This window comes from Streptomyces sp. NPDC051207 (assembly GCF_040682395.1).
In the GTDB taxonomy this organism is placed as follows: Bacteria; Actinomycetota; Actinomycetes; order Streptomycetales; family Streptomycetaceae; genus Streptomyces.
On sequence record NZ_JBFBAX010000020.1, the window covers coordinates 95,107 to 111,426 of the forward strand.

Annotated in this window: 13 protein-coding genes; 1 reads left to right on the top strand and 12 read right to left on the bottom strand. The window is 70.0% G+C overall.

Features of this window, described 5'->3' with window-relative positions; genetic code table 11:
* Positions 1 to 68: 68 nt before the first annotated feature.
* The 9 genes from rodA to AB0M97_RS20525 form a co-directional block, all read right to left on the bottom strand.
* A complete protein-coding gene (rodA, locus tag AB0M97_RS20485; protein WP_365962329.1) occupies positions 69 to 1,268 on the bottom strand; it encodes a rod shape-determining protein RodA in 1,200 nt (399 codons plus the stop codon).
* Positions 1,265 to 3,607: a penicillin-binding protein 2 gene (mrdA, locus tag AB0M97_RS20490; RefSeq protein ID WP_365962330.1), complete on the bottom strand. Its 2,343-nt coding sequence runs from the start codon at positions 3,605 to 3,607 to the stop codon at positions 1,265 to 1,267. Before mrdA ends, rodA begins: the two co-directional genes overlap by 4 nt.
* 94 nt (positions 3,608 to 3,701) lie before the next feature.
* The gene (gene mreD, locus AB0M97_RS20495) at positions 3,702 to 4,388 is read right to left on the bottom strand and encodes a rod shape-determining protein MreD (RefSeq protein ID WP_365962331.1); all 687 of its coding nucleotides are present in this window, start codon (positions 4,386 to 4,388) and stop codon (positions 3,702 to 3,704) included.
* A gap of 12 nt (positions 4,389 to 4,400) precedes the next feature.
* Complete coding sequence (gene mreC, locus AB0M97_RS20500; RefSeq protein ID WP_365962332.1) at positions 4,401 to 5,348, bottom strand: rod shape-determining protein MreC; 948 nt, start codon at positions 5,346 to 5,348, stop codon at positions 4,401 to 4,403.
* A 208-nt stretch (positions 5,349 to 5,556) separates the two neighbouring features.
* Positions 5,557 to 6,576, bottom strand: a complete 1,020-nt coding sequence (locus tag AB0M97_RS20505; protein ID WP_365962333.1) for a rod shape-determining protein — start codon at positions 6,574 to 6,576, stop codon at positions 5,557 to 5,559.
* A 310-nt stretch (positions 6,577 to 6,886) separates the two neighbouring features.
* A complete protein-coding gene (ndk, locus tag AB0M97_RS20510; RefSeq protein WP_365962334.1) occupies positions 6,887 to 7,300 on the bottom strand; it encodes a nucleoside-diphosphate kinase in 414 nt (137 codons plus the stop codon).
* Between the two features lie 66 nt (positions 7,301 to 7,366).
* Entirely contained in the window at positions 7,367 to 7,732 is a 366-nt protein-coding gene (locus AB0M97_RS20515) for a DUF4233 domain-containing protein (protein ID WP_365962335.1), read from the bottom strand.
* 7 nt (positions 7,733 to 7,739) lie between these two features.
* Entirely contained in the window at positions 7,740 to 9,257 is a 1,518-nt protein-coding gene (locus tag AB0M97_RS20520) for a folylpolyglutamate synthase/dihydrofolate synthase family protein (protein ID WP_365962336.1), read from the bottom strand.
* Positions 9,258 to 9,359: 102 nt separating this feature from the next.
* A complete protein-coding gene (locus tag AB0M97_RS20525) occupies positions 9,360 to 11,984 on the bottom strand; it encodes a valine--tRNA ligase (RefSeq protein ID WP_365962338.1) in 2,625 nt (874 codons plus the stop codon).
* A 137-nt stretch (positions 11,985 to 12,121) separates the two neighbouring features.
* Between AB0M97_RS20525 and AB0M97_RS20530 the strand changes: the two genes are divergently transcribed.
* Entirely contained in the window at positions 12,122 to 13,087 is a 966-nt protein-coding gene (locus AB0M97_RS20530) for a hypothetical protein (protein WP_365962339.1), read from the top strand.
* An 81-nt stretch (positions 13,088 to 13,168) separates the two neighbouring features.
* On the opposite strand, the gene clpX is transcribed toward AB0M97_RS20530, so the two are convergent.
* The 3 genes from clpX to AB0M97_RS20545 all read right to left on the bottom strand — a co-directional run bounded on the left by clpX (position 13,169) and on the right by AB0M97_RS20545 (position 16,066).
* On the bottom strand, positions 13,169 to 14,455 hold the full coding sequence (gene clpX, locus AB0M97_RS20535; RefSeq protein WP_365962340.1) for an ATP-dependent Clp protease ATP-binding subunit ClpX: 1,287 nt from the start codon (positions 14,453 to 14,455) through the stop codon (positions 13,169 to 13,171).
* 170 nt (positions 14,456 to 14,625) lie between these two features.
* Positions 14,626 to 15,300, bottom strand: a complete 675-nt coding sequence (locus AB0M97_RS20540; RefSeq protein ID WP_365962341.1) for an ATP-dependent Clp protease proteolytic subunit — start codon at positions 15,298 to 15,300, stop codon at positions 14,626 to 14,628.
* Positions 15,301 to 15,460: 160 nt separating this feature from the next.
* The gene (locus AB0M97_RS20545) at positions 15,461 to 16,066 is read right to left on the bottom strand and encodes an ATP-dependent Clp protease proteolytic subunit (protein WP_365962361.1); all 606 of its coding nucleotides are present in this window, start codon (positions 16,064 to 16,066) and stop codon (positions 15,461 to 15,463) included.
* Positions 16,067 to 16,320 lie beyond the last annotated feature (254 nt).

Below are 16,320 nucleotides of genomic sequence, written 5' to 3' on the forward strand. Positions count from 1 at the left end.
CGCACGCGCGCGTACCGGCACAGCGTCGGGCACGCCGCGTCACACGTCCACGGCCCCGGGGACCGCCCTCAGGCCGACATCGGCCGTTGCACTCTGATCGACTGCAGCAGCCCCACCGCCATCCACACCGCGAACATCGCGGAACCGCCGTACGACACGAACGGCAGCGGCAGGCCGGTGACCGGCATGATGCCGAGGGTCATGCCGATGTTCTCGAAGGTCTGGAAGGCGAACCAGGCGACGATCCCGGCGGCGACGACCGTGCCGTACAGGTCGGTGGTCTCCCGGGCGATGCGGCAGGCCCGCCACAGGACGATGCCGAGCAGCAGGATGATGAAGCCGCCGCCCACGAAGCCCAGTTCCTCCCCCGCCACCGTGAACACGAAGTCCGTCTGCTGCTCGGGCACGAACTGTCCGGTGGTCTGGGAACCCTCGAACAGGCCGGAGCCGGTGAGTCCGCCGGAGCCGATGGCGATGCGGGCCTGGTTGGTGTTGTAGCCGACGCCCGCCGGGTCGAGGTCGGGGTTGGCGAACGCGGCGAACCGGTTGATCTGGTAGTCGTCGAGGACGCCGAGCTGCCAGACGGCCAGCGCGCCGACGGTGCCGGCGCCGATCAGCCCGAACACCCAGCGGTTGGACGCGCCGGAGGCCAGCAGCACGCCGAGCACGATGATGACCATCACCATGACCGACCCGAGGTCGGGCATGAGCATCACGATGAGCATCGGCACGGCGGCCAGGCCCAGCGCCTGGAGCACGGTCCGGTGGTCGGGGTGCTGCCGGTCGCCCGCGTCGACGCGGGTCGCCAGCAGCATCGCCATGCCGAGGATGATCGTGAGCTTCACGAACTCCGACGGCTGGAGCGAGAAGCCGCCGCCGAGGACGATCCAGGAGTGCGCGCCGTTGACGGTGGAGCCGAGCGGCGTGAGCACCAGCAGGATCAGCAGCAGGGAGGCGCCGTACAGCATCGGCACGGCGGTGCGCAGCGCGCGGTGGCCGAGCCAGACGATGCCGGCCATCATGGCGAGCCCGATGCCGGTGTTCATGATGTGCCGGACCAGGAAGTAGTACGGGTCGCCCTGGTTGATGTCGGTGCGGTTGCGGGTCGCGGAGAAGACCAGGACCGAGCCGATCACGGACAGCGTGACCGACGCGAGGAGCAGCGGCCAGTCGAGCCGCCGCGCCGCCGAGTCGCGGGCGAACAGGCGCGTCCAGCCCGCGCGCTTGGGGCCGTAGCCGGAGACCTGGAAGCTGTTGACGCCGGTCATGGTCGGGCCCTCCGGCTTCCCTTCGCCCCGCCGTTACTGGTGAGCCTGCCGCTGTTGGTGAGCCTGCCGCACGCCTGCGGCCCGCCGCTTCCCCTCGTCCCGCCGCGCCTGCGCGGGCGCCTGCGGGTGTCCTGGTTGCCCCCGGTCTGCGGCGGGGCGGTCCCGGCGGGCTGCTGCTGTCCGTCGGGCGTGGTGGTGCCGGACTCGCCGGCCTTCTCCTTCTTCAGGGGCGCGGCCGGGTCGGCGGGGAGCTTCGGGGCGGCGATGGTGCCGTCCGTCCTGACCTTCGGCAGGCTCTTCTGCGGGGCCGGCAGCAGGGCCTTCTTCGGGTTGATGTCGCCGTCCTCGGAGACGCCGTACAGCGCGTTGTAGATCTTGCGGACGGCGGGGCCCGAGGCGCCGGAGCCCGTACCACCCTGGGAGATGGTCATGACGACCGTGTAGTCCTCGGTGTACGTGGCGAACCACGAGGTCGTCTGCTTGCCGTAGACCTCGGCGGTACCCGTCTTGGCGTGCATCGGGATCTTGTCCTGCGGCCAGCCCTCGAACCGCCAGGCGGCCGTACCGCGCGTGGCGACTCCCTCGAGGGCATCGTCTATCTCGTCGCGGGTCTTCTGCGTCATCGGCAGCCTGCTGGCCGCCTTGGGCTGGATCTCCGTGACGGTCCTGCCGTCGGCGCTGATGACGGCCTTGCCGACGGTGGGCCGGTAGACGGTGCCGCCGTTGGAGATGGCGCCGTAGATGCTGGCCATCTGGATGGGCGTGACGAGGGTGTCGCCCTGGCCGATGGAGTAGTTGACGGAGTCACCGGCGCGCATGCGGTTGCCCTCGAGGCAGTTCTCGTAGGCGATCTTCTCGGCGTAGCTGCCGTTCTTCTTGCCGGTCCGGCACCAGGCGTCCTTGTTGGCCTTCCAGTAGTCCAGCTTCCACTGGCGGTCGGGGACGCGGCCGGTGACCTCGTTGGGGAGGTCGATGCCGGTCTCCTTGCCGAGGCCGAACTGGTGGGCGGTCTTGTAGAACCAGTCGTTGGGCTTCTTCTTCGGCTTGGTGCCGCCGTCGCGCTTCCACTCCTCGTGGGCGAGCCGGTAGAAGACGGTGTCGCAGGACACCTCCAGGGCGCGGCCGAGGCTGATCGCGCCGTACCCCTTGGACTCGAAGTTCTTGAAGACCTGTCCGCCGATGGAGTAGCTGCTGGAGCACTCGTAGGGGCCGTTGAAGGAGTAGCCGGCGTTGACCGCGGCGGCGGTCGGGATCACCTTGAAGATGGAGCCGGGCGCCGACTGTCCCTGGATGGCGCGGTTGAACAGCGGGTAGTTGGACTTCTTGCCGGTGAGCCGCGCGTAGTCCTTGGCGGAGATGCCGCCGACCCAGGCGTTCGGGTCGTACGTCGGGTTGGACGCCATGGCGACGACGCGGCCGGTCTTGGCCTCCATCACGACGACGGCACCGGAGTCGGCCTTGTAGTTCGTCCCGGTGTTGCGGTCGTGCTCCTTGCGGGCGGCCTTCATCGCCTCGTTCAGCTCGTACTCGGCGATGCGCTGCACGCGGGCGTCCAGGCTGGTGACGAGGCTGGAGCCGGCCTCGGCCGGGTCGGACTCGGCCTTGCCGATGACGCGGCCGAGGTTGTCGACCTCGTAGCGGGTGACGCCGGCCTTGCCGCGCAGCTGCTTGTCGTACTGCCGTTCCAGGCCGGACCGGCCGACCTGGTCGGAGCGCAGGTAGGGCGAGTCGGTGTTCTGGGCCTTCTTGATCTCCTCGTCGGTGACGGGCGAGAGGTAGCCGAGGACCTGGGCGGTGTTGGCCTTGCCGGGGGCCGGGTAGCGGCGCACGGCCTGCGGTTCGGCGGAGATGCCGGGGAAGTCCTCGGCGCGTTCGCGGATCTGCAGGGCCTGCCGGGGGGTGGCCTCGTCGGTGATGGGGATCGGCTGGTAGGGCGAGCCGTTCCAGCAGGGCTGCGGGGTCTTGGCGTCGCACAGCCGGACCTTCTGCTTGACCTCCTTGGGCGTCATGCCCAGGACGCCGGCCAGCTTGGTGAGGACGGCGTCGCCGTCGTCCTTCATCTTCAGCAGGTCGGTGCGGGAGGCGGACACGACGAGCCGGGTCTCGTTGTCGGCGAGGGGCACGCCCCGGGCGTCCAGGATCGAGCCGCGCACGGCGGGCTGGACGACCTGCTGGACGTGGTTGCCGGAGGCCTCCTTGGCGTATGCGGCACCCTCGCGGATCTGGAGGTACCACAGCCGGCCGGCGAGGGTGCCGAGCAGGGAGAGGACGAGGACCTGGATGACGACGAGCCGGATCTGGACGCGTTGAGTCCGGCCGGTCTCGGGGATGTTGCTCAACTGGGCCGCCTCCCCCTCTCGGTGCGAGTACGCGTGCGCGTGCCCATACGGGTACGGACAGGGATACGGATACGAGTCGTGTACGGCGCCGCGGTCACAGCCGCTTGACCCCCTTGATGCGTCCGGCGCGGGCCACCCGGGCGCGCGCCGTCTTCACCTTCAGGGCGCCGCCGAGGCCGCCGCCGCGCTGGCTGCCGATGCGCAGTCCGGTGCCGGAGGCGAGCCAGCCGGAGGAGATGTCGGTGCTGTTGGCGGCGGAGCCGGTGTCGGCCAGCGGGTCGTTGTCGGCGCGGCGGGCCAGCGCCATGATGCCGGGGACGACGAACGGGGCGAGCAGCAGGTCGTAGAGGACGGCGGTGAACAGCAGGCTGCCGAGGCCGACGTGGCGGGCGGCGGTGTCGCCGACGAGGGCGCCGACCCCCGCGTACAGCAGCGTGGAGCCGACGGCGGCGGCGACCACGACGACCATGGGGCCGGTCGCGGACCGCAGGCGGCCGTTGTCCGGCTTGACGAGGCCCGTGAGATAGCCGATGACGCACAGCACGAGGGCGTAGCGCCCGGCGGCGTGGTCGGCGGGCGGGGCGAGGTCGGCGAGCAGTCCGGCGCCGAAGCCGACGAGGGCGCCGCCGACGTGCCCGTAGACCAGGGCGAGGCCGAGGACGGTGAGCAGCATCAGGTCGGGCACGGCGCCGGGCAGGTGCAGGCGGGCGAGGACGCTCACCTGGATCACCAGGGCGACGACGACGAAGAACGAGGACAGCAGGATCCGGTTGGCGCGCATGGGTGACAGCTCCTACTGCTCTTGCGGGACGTCGCCGTCGGCGGGCGCCTCGGCGGACGGGGTGACCGTCACCGTCACGGTGGGCGTCGGGGTCGGCTTGGGCTTGGCCGGGAGCACGGTGTCGCGCGGGTCCTTCTGCGGGGCCTGGACGACGACGCCGACGATGTCGAGCTTGGTGAAGCTGACGAAGGGCGTGACGTACAGGGTGCGGGTCAGGTCGCCGCCGGAGGGGTCGACGCGGGAGACGACGCCGACGGGCACGCCGGGCACGAAGGGCCGGTCGGCCTGGGAGCCGAAGGTGACGAGGCGGTCGCCCTTCTTCACCTCCGCCTTGCCGTTGAGGAGTTCGACGCGCAGAGGGCGGTCGCCCTGCCCGGCGGCGAAGCCGAGTTCGTCGCCGTTCTCCATGCGGGTGCCGACGGTGAAGTCGGGGTCCGTGGCCAGGAGCACGGTGGCGGTGTCGGGGCCGACGGTCGTCACGCGGCCCACCAGTCCGTCGCCGTTGAGGACGGTCATGTCCCGCCGGACCCCGTCGTTGGCGCCGACGTCGATGGTGATGGTCCAGGAGAAGCCCTGGGCGGCTCCTATGGCGATGACCTGGGCGCCCTTGATGCCGTACTGGCCCTTGCCCGCCGTCTTCAGGAGGCTGTCGAGCTGCTTGAGGCGGCTGCGGCTGCGGTCGTCGCTGCCGAGTGTCGCCTTGAGGGCCGCGTTCTCCTTCTCCAGCTGGGCGATCCGGTCGTGCCGCTCGCCGGAGTCGCGGATCGCGGAGACCGCGTTGCCGACCGGGTCGACCGCGGCCGCCACCCCGTTCTCGACCGGACCGAAGACGGTGGCCGCGGCCTTCCGGGCACCGTCGACCGGTGAGTCCTCCCCGCCGCGGATGTCCACCGTGATCAGTGCGAACGCGATGGCGATCAGCAGCACCAGGAGCAGCCGGCTCTCTCGTGTGTCCCTCACGTGCGGCGGCCGTGCCTTCCTCGTCGGAATGTGCGACGGACCCCTTTTGGGGCCCATGTCCCTCTGCCGACGTCTCTGTGTCGACGTCTTTGCATTGACGTCTCTTGCATTGACGTCTCTATATCAATGTCTGTATATCGATGTCTCTCCATCAACGATCCGCCGCACGAGAGAAGAACATCCCGTACGGCGGAATCGAAGAGTCGTGTCATCTGCGCGGCTGGGCGTCCAGCACCTGCTGGAGCGCCTCGAACTCCTCGACGCACTTGCCGGAGCCGAGCGCCACGCTGTCCAGCGGGTCCTCGGCGATGTGGATCGGCATGCCGGTCTCCCGGCGCAGCCGCTCGTCCAGGCCGCGCAGCAGGGCGCCGCCGCCGGTCAGAACGATTCCGCGGTCCATGATGTCGCCGGACAGCTCCGGCGGGCACTTGTCCAGGGTCGTCTTGACGGCGTCGACAATGGCGTTGACCGGTTCCTCCATCGCCTTGCGCACTTCGGCGGCGGAGACGACGACGGTCTTCGGCAGCCCGGACACCAGGTCCCGGCCGCGGATTTCGGTGTGCTCGTCGGAGTCGAGTTCGTACGCCGAACCGATCGTGATCTTGATCTGTTCGGCCGTGCGCTCACCCAGCAGGAGGGAGTACTCCTTCTTGATGTGCTGGATGATCGCGTTGTCCAGTTCGTCGCCCGCGACGCGGATGGACTGGGCGGTGACGATGCCGCCGAGGGAGATGACCGCGACCTCCGTCGTGCCGCCGCCGATGTCCACCACCATGTTGCCCGTGGCCTCGTGGACCGGCAGGCCGGAGCCGATGGCCGCGGCCATGGGCTCCTCGATGATGTGCACCTGGCGGGCGCCGGCCTGGGACGACGCCTCGATGACGGCGCGGCGCTCGACGCCGGTGATGCCGGACGGCACACAGACGACGACCCGCGGACGAGCCAGATACCGCCGCTTGTGGATCTTCAGGATGAAGTAGCGGAGCATCCGCTCGGTGATCTCGAAGTCGGCGATCACGCCGTCCTTCAGCGGACGCACGGCAACGATGTTGCCGGGCGTGCGCCCGATCATCTTCTTCGCTTCGGCACCGACCGCGAGGATGCCACCGGTGTTGGTGTTGATCGCGACGACGGACGGCTCGTTGAGTACGATCCCGCGACCCCTGACGTACACCAGCGTGTTGGCGGTCCCGAGGTCGACAGCCATGTCACGGCCGATGAACGACATTGAGTTCCCCATCAGGATTCGTCTGGCCTTCCCACGAGCTTTTGAGGGCTTTTCAGGTCGGCGAAGTGGGTGCTGTGACGTGAAGGCTTCCATGGTAGACGCGCCTGCACGGACACTGCGCGAGGGTCTTCGCCATTGTCAGCAGATGACCTGCCGCCCCGCCTGTGGAACGGGCCATCGGGGGCATTCGTTCCCCCGATCGGCACGCGTATGCCGAAGGGCGGCCTGCGTTTCGCGGCCGCCCCAGGTCAGACGGGGCATTGTGCTGACGTGGCGTCAGGTGCCGGTGTTTCGCGTGTCGCCGGGAGTGTCAGGCGCGACCCGGAAAGAAGATCTTCACCTCGCGCTCGGCGGACTCCTCGGAGTCGGAGGCGTGGATCAGGTTCTCCCGGACGATGACGCCGTAGTCGCCGCGGATCGAGCCGGGCGCCGCGGCGATCGGGTCGGTGGGACCGGCCAGGGCGCGGACGCCCTCCACGACCCGCTCACCCTCGACGATCATGGCGACGACCGGGCCGGACGACATGAACTCGACCAGCGGCTCGTAGAACGGCTTGCCCTTGTGCTCGCCGTAGTGCTGCTCCAGCGTGTCCTGGTCCAGGGTGCGCAGTTCCAGCGCCGTGATCCGCCAGCCGGCCTTGCGCTCGACACGGCTGATGATCTCGCCGGTCAGGCCACGACGGACCGCGTCGGGCTTGAGGAGGACGAGGGTGCGCTGGCTCACGGGCGGGCTCCTTCGGATCAAAGGGTGTGCGGGGTCATGAGGTTACCGGGCGTGTCCGGGCCGCTGTCACACAGCGTCAGCCTGTGCGGAACCGTTCTCCGTCTCCTGGGCCGCGAACCGGGCCTTCGCCTCGTCGACCTTCCGCCCGAAGTGCACCGACGCCCACCACAGCGCGGCGAACACCACCCCGAGGAAATACATCAGCGGCACCACGGTCCCGGCCGCGATCAGCGCGATCTGCAGCGCCCAGCCGAGCACGACACCGCCCGGCCGGGTCACCATGCCGCACAGCACCAGGCTGAGGAACATCGCGACGCCGCACACCGTCCACACCGTGGACGTGGACAGGTCGGGGTCCTTCATGGCGACCAGACCGGCGAATCCGATGATCAGGAACTCACTGATCAGCGTCGTGGAACAGAGCGTACGCACGGGATTGTCAGCCCTTCCCCAGAAGCAGCCGGGCCTCGCCGACTGTGATGACGGAGCCGGTCACGAGGACGCCGCCGCCGGCGAACTCGCCCTCTTCCTCGGCCAGCGTGACGGCGGCCTCCAGCGCGTCCGGCAGCCGCGGCTCGACCTGCACGCGGTCCTCCCCGAACACCTCCACGGCGACGGCGGCCAGCTCGTCGGCGTCCATCGCGCGGTGGCTGGAGTTCTGCGTGACGACGACCTCGGCGAACACCGGCTCGAACGCCTCCAGCAGCCCGCGTACGTCCTTGTCGTCGCTCGCGCCGACGACACCGACCAGATGGCTGAACTGGAAGGCCTCACCGATCGCCTCGGCCGTGGCCCGCGCGCCCGCCGGGTTGTGCGCGGCGTCCAGCACGACGGTCGGCGAGCGCCGGACGACCTCCAGCCGGCCCGGCGAGGCCACGGCCGCGAACGCCTTGCGCACGGTGTCGACGTTGAGCGGCTCGGCGCGCTGGGCGCCGACCCCGAAGAACGCCTCCACGGCGGCGAGGGCGACGGCCGCGTTGTGTGCCTGGTGCGCGCCGTGCAGCGGGAGGTACACCTCGGGGTACTCGCCGCCGAGACCGCGCAGCGTGAGCAGCTGCCCGCCGACGGCCACCTGCCGGGCGAGGACGCCGAACTCCAGCCCTTCGCGGGCCACCGTGGCGTCGACCTCCACGGCCTTCTTCAGCAGTACCTGCGCCGCGTCGACGGGCTGCTGCGCCAGGACGACGGTGGCGCCTTGCTTGACGATGCCGGCCTTCTCCGTGGCGATCGCCCCGGGCGTCCCGCCGAGCCGGTCGGTGTGGTCGAGGTCGATGGGCGTGACCACGGCGACGTCCGCGTCGATCACGTTCGTGGCGTCCCAGGAGCCGCCCATGCCGACCTCCACCACGGCGACGTCCACGGGCGCGTCGGCGAAGGCGGCGTACGCCATGCCGGTCAGCACCTCGAAGAACGACAGCCGGTAGTCCTGCTGGGTGTCGACCAGGTCGACGTACGGCTTGATGTCCTGGTACGTCTCGATGAACCGCTCGGCGGAGACGGGCGCCCCGTCCAGGCTGATCCGCTCGGTGACCGACTGCACGTGCGGGCTGGTGTAGCGCCCGGTGCGCAGGTCGAACGCGCCGAGCAGCGCCTCGATCATGCGGGCGGTGGACGTCTTGCCGTTGGTCCCGGTGATGTGGATGGAGGGGTACGTCCGCTGCGGCTCCCCGAGGACGTCCATCAGCGCGGCGATGCGCCTGACGGACGGCTCCAGCTTGGTCTCGCCCCAGCGCGTCGCCAGCTCGGCCTCGACCTCGCGCAGCGCCTGGTCGACCTCGGGGTCGGCGGGCCGGGCCGGTACGTCGGCGTCGGGCGGGCCGCCCAGCGTGCGCAGGGTGCGGCTGCCGGCCTCGATGACGGCGAGGTCGGGATCGCGGTCGGTCTCGGCCGCGACGATCTCGTCGAACGCCTCGGCGGGATCGGGCTGCTCGGGGTCGTGCGGGGGGAGCTCACTCACGGGGCCAGTCTACGGGGGCCCGGCGGCCGCACCGCTGCGGGCAGGTGCGTGAAGGCCCCCGGGCCGTGCCGGCACCGGGGGCCCTCCTCCACGTACGGAGTCCTACGCCGGCGGCAGCTTCTCCAGCTGCGCCTCGATCCGCGCGATGTCCTCCTCCGCCGTGGCCAGGCGCGTGCGGATCTTCTCCACGACGTGGTCCGGCGCCTTGGCGAGGAAGGCCTCGTTGCCCAGCTTGGCCTCGGTCTGCTGGCGCTCCTTCTGCGCCGCCGCGAGGTCCTTCGCCAGCCGCTTGCGCTCCGCGGCCACGTCGATCGCGCCGGACAGGTCCAGCGCGACCTCGGCCCCCGCCACCGGCAGGGTCGCCGTCGCCGCGAAGTCCTCGCCGGCCGGCTGCAGGCGCAGCAGCTGCCGGATGGCCGGCTCGTGCGGCGCGAGCGGCGTGCCGTCCAGCGTCAGGCGCGCCGGGACGCGCTGGCCGGCCTGCAGGCCCTGGTCGGCGCGGAAGCGCCGGACCTCGGTGATGACCTGCTGGAGCGTGGCGATCTCGCGCTCGGCGGCCTCGTCCCGGAAGCCCGAGTCCGCCGGCCAGTCGGCGACGGTCACGGACTCCCCGCCGGTGAGCGTCGTCCACAGCTCGTCCGTGACGAACGGGACGACCGGGTGCAGCAGCCGCAGCGTGACGTCGAGGACCTCGCCGAGGACCCGCCGGGAGACCGCGGCGGCCTCGCCGCCCGCCTGGAAGGTGGTCTTGGACAGCTCGACGTACCAGTCGAAGACCTCGTCCCACGCGAAGTGGTACAGCGCGTCGGACAGCTTGGCGAACTGGAAGTCGTCGTAGAACGCGTCGGCCGCGGCGACCGTCTTGTTCAGCCGGGACAGGATCCAGCGGTCGGTGGCCGACATCGCGGACGCGTCCGGCAGCGGGCCCTCGACCGTCGCGCCGTTCATCAGCGCGAAGCGGGTGGCGTTCCAGATCTTGTTGGCGAAGTTGCGGGAGGCCTGGACCCAGTCCTCGCCGATCGGCACGTCGGTGCCGGGGTTGGCGCCGCGGGCCAGGGTGAAGCGGACGGCGTCGGAGCCGTACGTGTCCATCCAGTCGAGCGGGTCCACGACGTTGCCGAAGGACTTCGACATCTTCTTGCCGCGCTCGTCGCGGACCAGGCCGGTCAGGGCGATGGTCCGGAACGGCACCTCGCCGTCCATGGCGTACAGGCCGAACATCATCATCCGGGCGACCCAGAAGAAGATGATGTCGTGGCCGGTGACCAGGACGTCGGTCGGGTAGAACTTCCGCAGGTCCTCGGTCTGTTCGGGCCAGCCGAGCGTGGAGAACGGCCACAGGCCGGAGGAGAACCAGGTGTCGAGGACGTCGGTGTCCTGGCGCCAGCCCTCGCCGGCCGGCGGCTCCTCGTCCGGGCCGACGCAGACGACCTCGCCCTCGGGGCCGTACCAGATCGGGATGCGGTGGCCCCACCACAGCTGGCGCGAGATGCACCAGTCGTTCATGTTGTCGACCCAGTCGAAGTACCGCTTCGACATGTCCTCGGGGTGGATCCTGACGCGGCCGTCGCGGACGGCGTCACCGGCCGCCTTGGCGAGCGGGCCGACCTTGACCCACCACTGCAGGGACAGCCGCGGCTCGACGGTCGTGCGGCAGCGGGAGCAGTGGCCGACGCTGTGGACGTAGGGCCGCTTCTCGGCGACGATCCGGCCCTGCGAGCGCAGCGCGCCGACGATCGCCGCGCGCGCCTCGTAGCGGTCGAGGCCCTGGAAGGGGCCGTGCGCGGTGATGACGGCACGCTCGTCCATGACCGTGACCGACTCCAGGCCGTGGCGCCGGCCGATGGCGAAGTCGTTCGGGTCGTGGGCCGGGGTGACCTTGACGGCACCCGTGCCGAACTCGGGGTCGACGTGGCTGTCGGCGACGACCGGGATGGACCGGTCGGTCAGCGGCAGCTTGATCTTCTTGCCGACGAGGTGCCGGTACCGCTCGTCGTCGGGATGGACGGCGACCGCGGTGTCGCCGAGCATGGTCTCGGCGCGGGTGGTGGCGACGACGAGGCTCTCGTCGCCCTCGCCGTACCGGATGGAGACCAGCTCGCCGTCGTCCTCCTGGTACTCGACCTCGATGTCGGAGATCGCGGTGAGACAGCGGGGGCACCAGTTGATGATGCGCTCGGCGCGGTAGATCAGCTCGTCCTCGTAGAGCTTCTTGAAGATGGTGAGGACGGCCCTGGACAGCCCCTCGTCCATCGTGAAGCGCTCACGGGACCAGTCGACGCCGTCGCCGAGGCGGCGCATCTGGCCCAGGATCTTCCCGCCGTACTCCTCCTTCCACTGCCACACGCGCTCGACGAACGCCTCGCGGCCCAGGTCCTGGCGGGACTTGCCCTCCTCGGCGAGCTGCTGCTCGACCTTGTTCTGGGTGGCGATGCCGGCGTGGTCCATGCCGGGCAGCCACAGCGTCTCGAAGCCCTGCATGCGCTTGCGGCGGGTCAGGGCGTCCATCAGCGTGTGCTGGAAGGCGTGGCCCAGGTGGAGCGAGCCGGTGACGTTCGGCGGCGGGATGACGATGGTGTACGGCGGCTTGTCGCTCTTGGCGTCCGCCTGGAAGTAACCCCGCTCCACCCAGCGCTCGTACAGCTTCCCCTCTACCTCGGCCGGCGTGTACTGGGTCGGCAGTTCGGTCGTGGGCGCTGCGTGCGGCTGCTGAGTGTTCTCGGTCACGGGGGTCAGTTTAGAGGTGTCACGGCCCAGTCCCGAAACGCGATTCCTTTGTAACGGTGCGGTACCCGGTGACCTGCGCACGCCAGGTGTAGGCCAGGATGTTCGAACCGCATGAGTATCTGGAGGGGAACCCAGAGATGAGTCACAACCAGCCGGGCCCGTACGGCGGGCAGCCCCAGCAGCCCGGGCCGTACGGCCAGCCGGGCCCCTACGGCCAGCAGCCGCAGCAGCCCCAGCCCGGCTATGGCTACCCCCAGCAGCCGCAGCAGCCCCAGCCGGGTTACGGCTACCCGCAGCAGGGCGTCCCCCCGCAGGCCCCGCCGTACGGCCAGCAGCCGGGCTACGGCCAGCAGCCCCCGTACGGCCAGCAGCCGCCCCACGGCCAGGCCCCGTACGGCATGCCCCAGCCCCCGGCCCCGGGCGGCGGCAGGAAGAAGACGGGCCTGATCATCGGCGCGGTGGCGGTCGTCGCGGCGATCGGCGTGGGCGCCTACTTCGTGATCGGCGGGGGCGGCGGCGCGGGCGGCCTGGAGGACGACGGCGCGCACAAGCTGTCGACGCCGGCGAAGGTGCTCGACGAGTACTCGCGGGCCTCCAAGGAGGGCGCGGGCGCCAGTAGCGACTCGGCCGACGAGCTGGAGAAGAGCGGCGTCAAGAACGGCAAGTCGGTGATCGGCTTCTACACGACGGCGGACCTGAGCGGCTACGACCCCAGCGACCCGTCCACGGCCCCCGACCCGGCCGAGCTGGCCACCGCGAAGGGCATCACGCTCGCCGGTGCCTACGGTGAGATCTCCGACCCGGAGGCCGCCCTGGACACCTTCTTCGCGAACTTCAAGAAGGAGGCCGAGGACTCCAAGAACAAGTCCGAGGTCGTCGGCGAGCCCGAGGAGGCCGAGCTGGACGGCGCGGTCATGAAGTGCCAGGCCGTCAAGGGCGAGGACGCGGCCACCAAGAAGATGAAGACGGACTGGTTCTGCGCCTGGGCCGACTACAGCACCATCGCGATGGTCTCGCCGGGCGACGCCACGCAGGGCGTCACCAAGGACGTCGCCATCGACATCACGGCCAAGCTCCGCCCCGAGGTCCGCGTCAAGGCCTGACGCGCACCGCACGACGGCGAAGGGGCCCCGGTCTTGGCGACCGGGGCCCCTTTTTCCGTTTTTTCCGTGCGCTCCGGGCGGCTACGCCGTCTTCTGCTCGCCCGTGCCCCGGCCGCGGGCGTCCCGCGGGATGAGGGTGGGGTTGACGTTGGAGTGGACCACGTCCGCCGTGACGACGACCCGGGCCACGTCCTTGCGGGACGGCACCTCGTACATCACCGACATCAGGACCTCCTCCATGATGGCGCGCAGCCCGCGGGCGCCGGTCTGGCGGAGGATGGCCTGGTCGGCGATGGCCTCCAGCGCCTCGCGCTCGAAGTCCAGTTCCACGCCGTCGAGTTCGAACAGCCGCTGGTACTGCTTGACCAGCGCGTTGCGCGGCTCGACCAGGATCTGAAGCAGGGCCTCGCGGTCCAGGTTGTGGACGGAGGTGATCACGGGGAGGCGGCCGATGAACTCGGGGATCATGCCGAACTTGACCAGGTCCTCCGGCATGACCTCCTCGAACTGGTCCTTGGACTCCAGCTCCCGCTTGGAGCGGATCGTCGCGCCGAAGCCGATGCCCTTCGCCCCGGCCCGCGACTCGATGATCTTCTCCAGGCCCGCGAAGGCGCCGCCCACGATGAACAGCACGTTCGTCGTGTCGATCTGGATGAACTCCTGGTGCGGGTGCTTGCGGCCGCCCTGCGGCGGGACGGAGGCCGTGGTGCCCTCCAGGATCTTCAGCAGGGCCTGCTGCACGCCCTCGCCGGAGACGTCCCGGGTGATCGACGGGTTCTCGCTCTTGCGGGCCACCTTGTCGATCTCGTCGATGTAGATGATCCCAGTCTCTGCCTTCTTGACGTCGTAGTCCGCGGCCTGGATCAGCTTCAGCAGGATGTTCTCGACGTCCTCGCCGACGTACCCCGCCTCCGTCAGCGCCGTCGCGTCCGCGATCGCGAACGGGACGTTCAGCATGCGGGCGAGGGTCTGTGCGAGAAGGGTCTTGCCGGAGCCCGTGGGGCCCAGCAGCAGGATGTTGGACTTCGCCAACTCGATGGCGTCGTCGCGGCCTTGGGCCCCGCCGTTCTCACCGGCCTGGACCCGCTTGTAGTGGTTGTACACCGCGACCGACAGGGACTTCTTGGCGGCCTCCTGGCCCACCACGTACCCGTCGAGGAACTCGTAGATCTCGCGGGGCTTGGGGAGCTCCTCCCAGCGCACCTCGCTGGTCTCGGCGAGCTCCTCCTCGATGATCTCGTTGCAGAGGTCGATGCACTCGTCGCAGATGTACACACCGGGCCCTGCGATGAGCTTCTTGACCTGCTTCTGGCTCTTGCCGCAGAACGAGCACTTGAGCAGATCGCCGCCGTCACCGATGCGTGCCACGGTGTGCTTCCCCTTCGCCTGGGAGCCCACTGGACGTTCGCGGTCCAGCGGCTCCTGGTGCTGCCTTATGTCCGACGGTACCTTGCCTGGCCCCTCGTTCGGGCCCCCCTTGGCACGGTTCACTTCCACATGGACCGTGCCAAGGGGCAGCAGACTGTACCTGTTCCGCCTCAGCGGACCTCGGCGTTGTTCATCTTCCGGGTGGAGATGATCTGGTCGATCAGGCCGTACTGCAGCGCGTCCTCGGCCGTGAGGATCTTGTCGCGCTCGATGTCCTCGCGGATCTTCTCGATCGGCGTGGTGGAGTGCTTGGCCAGCATCTCCTCCAGCTGCGAGCGCATCCGCAGGATCTCGTTGGCGGCGATCTCCAGGTCGGAGACCTGACCGCGGCCGGTCTCGCTGTACGGCTGGTGGATCAGCACCCGGGCGTTCGGCAGCGCCATGCGCTTGCCGGGCGTGCCCGCCGCCAGCAGGATTGCGGCGGCCGAGGCGGCCTGGCCCATGCAGACCGTCTGGATGTCCGGCTTGACGAACTGCATCGTGTCGTAGATCGCCGTCAGCGCCGTGAAGGAGCCGCCGGGGCTGTTGATGTAGACCGAGATGTCCCGGTCGGGGTCCATCGACTCCAGGCACAGCAGCTGCGCCATGACGTCGTTGGCGGAGGCGTCGTCGATCTGGACGCCGAGGAAGATCACGCGCTCCTCGAAGAGCTTCGCGTACGGGTCGTACTCGCGGACGCCCTGGGAGGTGCGCTCGACGAAGCGCGGGATGACGTAGCGGGACTCGGCCGAGGGGCCGGTGTACTCGGCTCGGGCGTAGCTGCCGCTGCCGGGGAACTCGTTCACGGTTTCTCCTGAAAAAGGGCTGTGGCGGTCGGCCGGGTCTGGCTGGGGCGCCGGGAGCCCGCCGGGCGGGCTGAGCGCCGCCTGCGGGCCTCGCGGGGGCCTTGGGGCCCCGGGGGGCGGTGCGTCGCCCCACGGGCCGGTGAACCCCCGCGGAGTCGGCTCAGGCCCCGGTGCCGCCGCCGCCCGGCATACCGGCGGCCGTCGCGATCACGTCGTCGATGAGGCCGTACTCCTTGGCCTCGAAGGCGTCGAACCAGCGGTCGCGGTCCGAGTCCCGGGTGATCTGCTCGATGGTCTGGCCCGTGTGCTGGGCCGTGAGCTCGGCCATCCGCCGCTTGGTGTGCAGCAGCCGCTCGGCGTGGATCTTGATGTCCGAGGCGGAGCCGGCGAGACCGGCGGACGGCTGGTGGATCAGGATCTCGGCGTTCGGCAGGGCGAAGCGCTTGCCCGGGGTGCCCGCGCTGAGCAGGAACTGGCCCATCGAGGCCGCCAGGCCCATGGCGATCGTCACCACGTCGTTCTTGATGTACTGCATGGTGTCGTAGATCGCCATACCGGCCGTGATCGAGCCGCCGGGGCTGTTGATGTAGAGGTAGATGTCCTTGTCCGGGTCGGAGGCAAGGAGCAGCAGCTGTGCGGTGATCTTGTTGGCGATGTCGTCGTCCACCGGCTGGCCGAGGAAGATGATCCGCTCGTTGAGCAGCCGGTTGTAGACCTGGTCGCCGAGGCCACCACCGATGGAAGGCTCGCCGGCGGCGGAGGGCATCAGATTCGTCACGTATCCACCTGCTCGTCTTACGACGGCGCCGGGCCGTCTCACGTTTCCCTGCGGGCTGGAGCCCTTCGGTGACTCCACTGCCCTTGGTATTCATGCCTGGTATTCATGGACCCTAACGCGCTGGTCCCTCCGGGGAGTCCCGGGAACGGGGGTGTTCGCCGGGGGCGTAGCGCGTACGCCACGGGCCCCGAGAGGCTCGCGCGTCTCGGGGCCCGGCTGTGCGGCGTCTGTGGAGTGCCGAG

Coding starts and splice junctions, on each gene's coding strand:
- mreD (WP_365962331.1), bottom strand. CDS start 4,388: ATGCGCGCCAACCGGATCCTGCTGTCCTCGTTCTTCGTCGTCGTCGCC.
- AB0M97_RS20530 (WP_365962339.1), top strand. CDS start 12,122: ATGAGTCACAACCAGCCGGGCCCGTACGGCGGGCAGCCCCAGCAGCCC.
- AB0M97_RS20505 (WP_365962333.1), bottom strand. CDS start 6,576: ATGTCGTTCATCGGCCGTGACATGGCTGTCGACCTCGGGACCGCCAAC.
- rodA (WP_365962329.1), bottom strand. CDS start 1,268: ATGACCGGCGTCAACAGCTTCCAGGTCTCCGGCTACGGCCCCAAGCGC.
- AB0M97_RS20545 (WP_365962361.1), bottom strand. CDS start 16,066: ATGCCCTCCGCCGCCGGCGAGCCTTCCATCGGTGGTGGCCTCGGCGAC.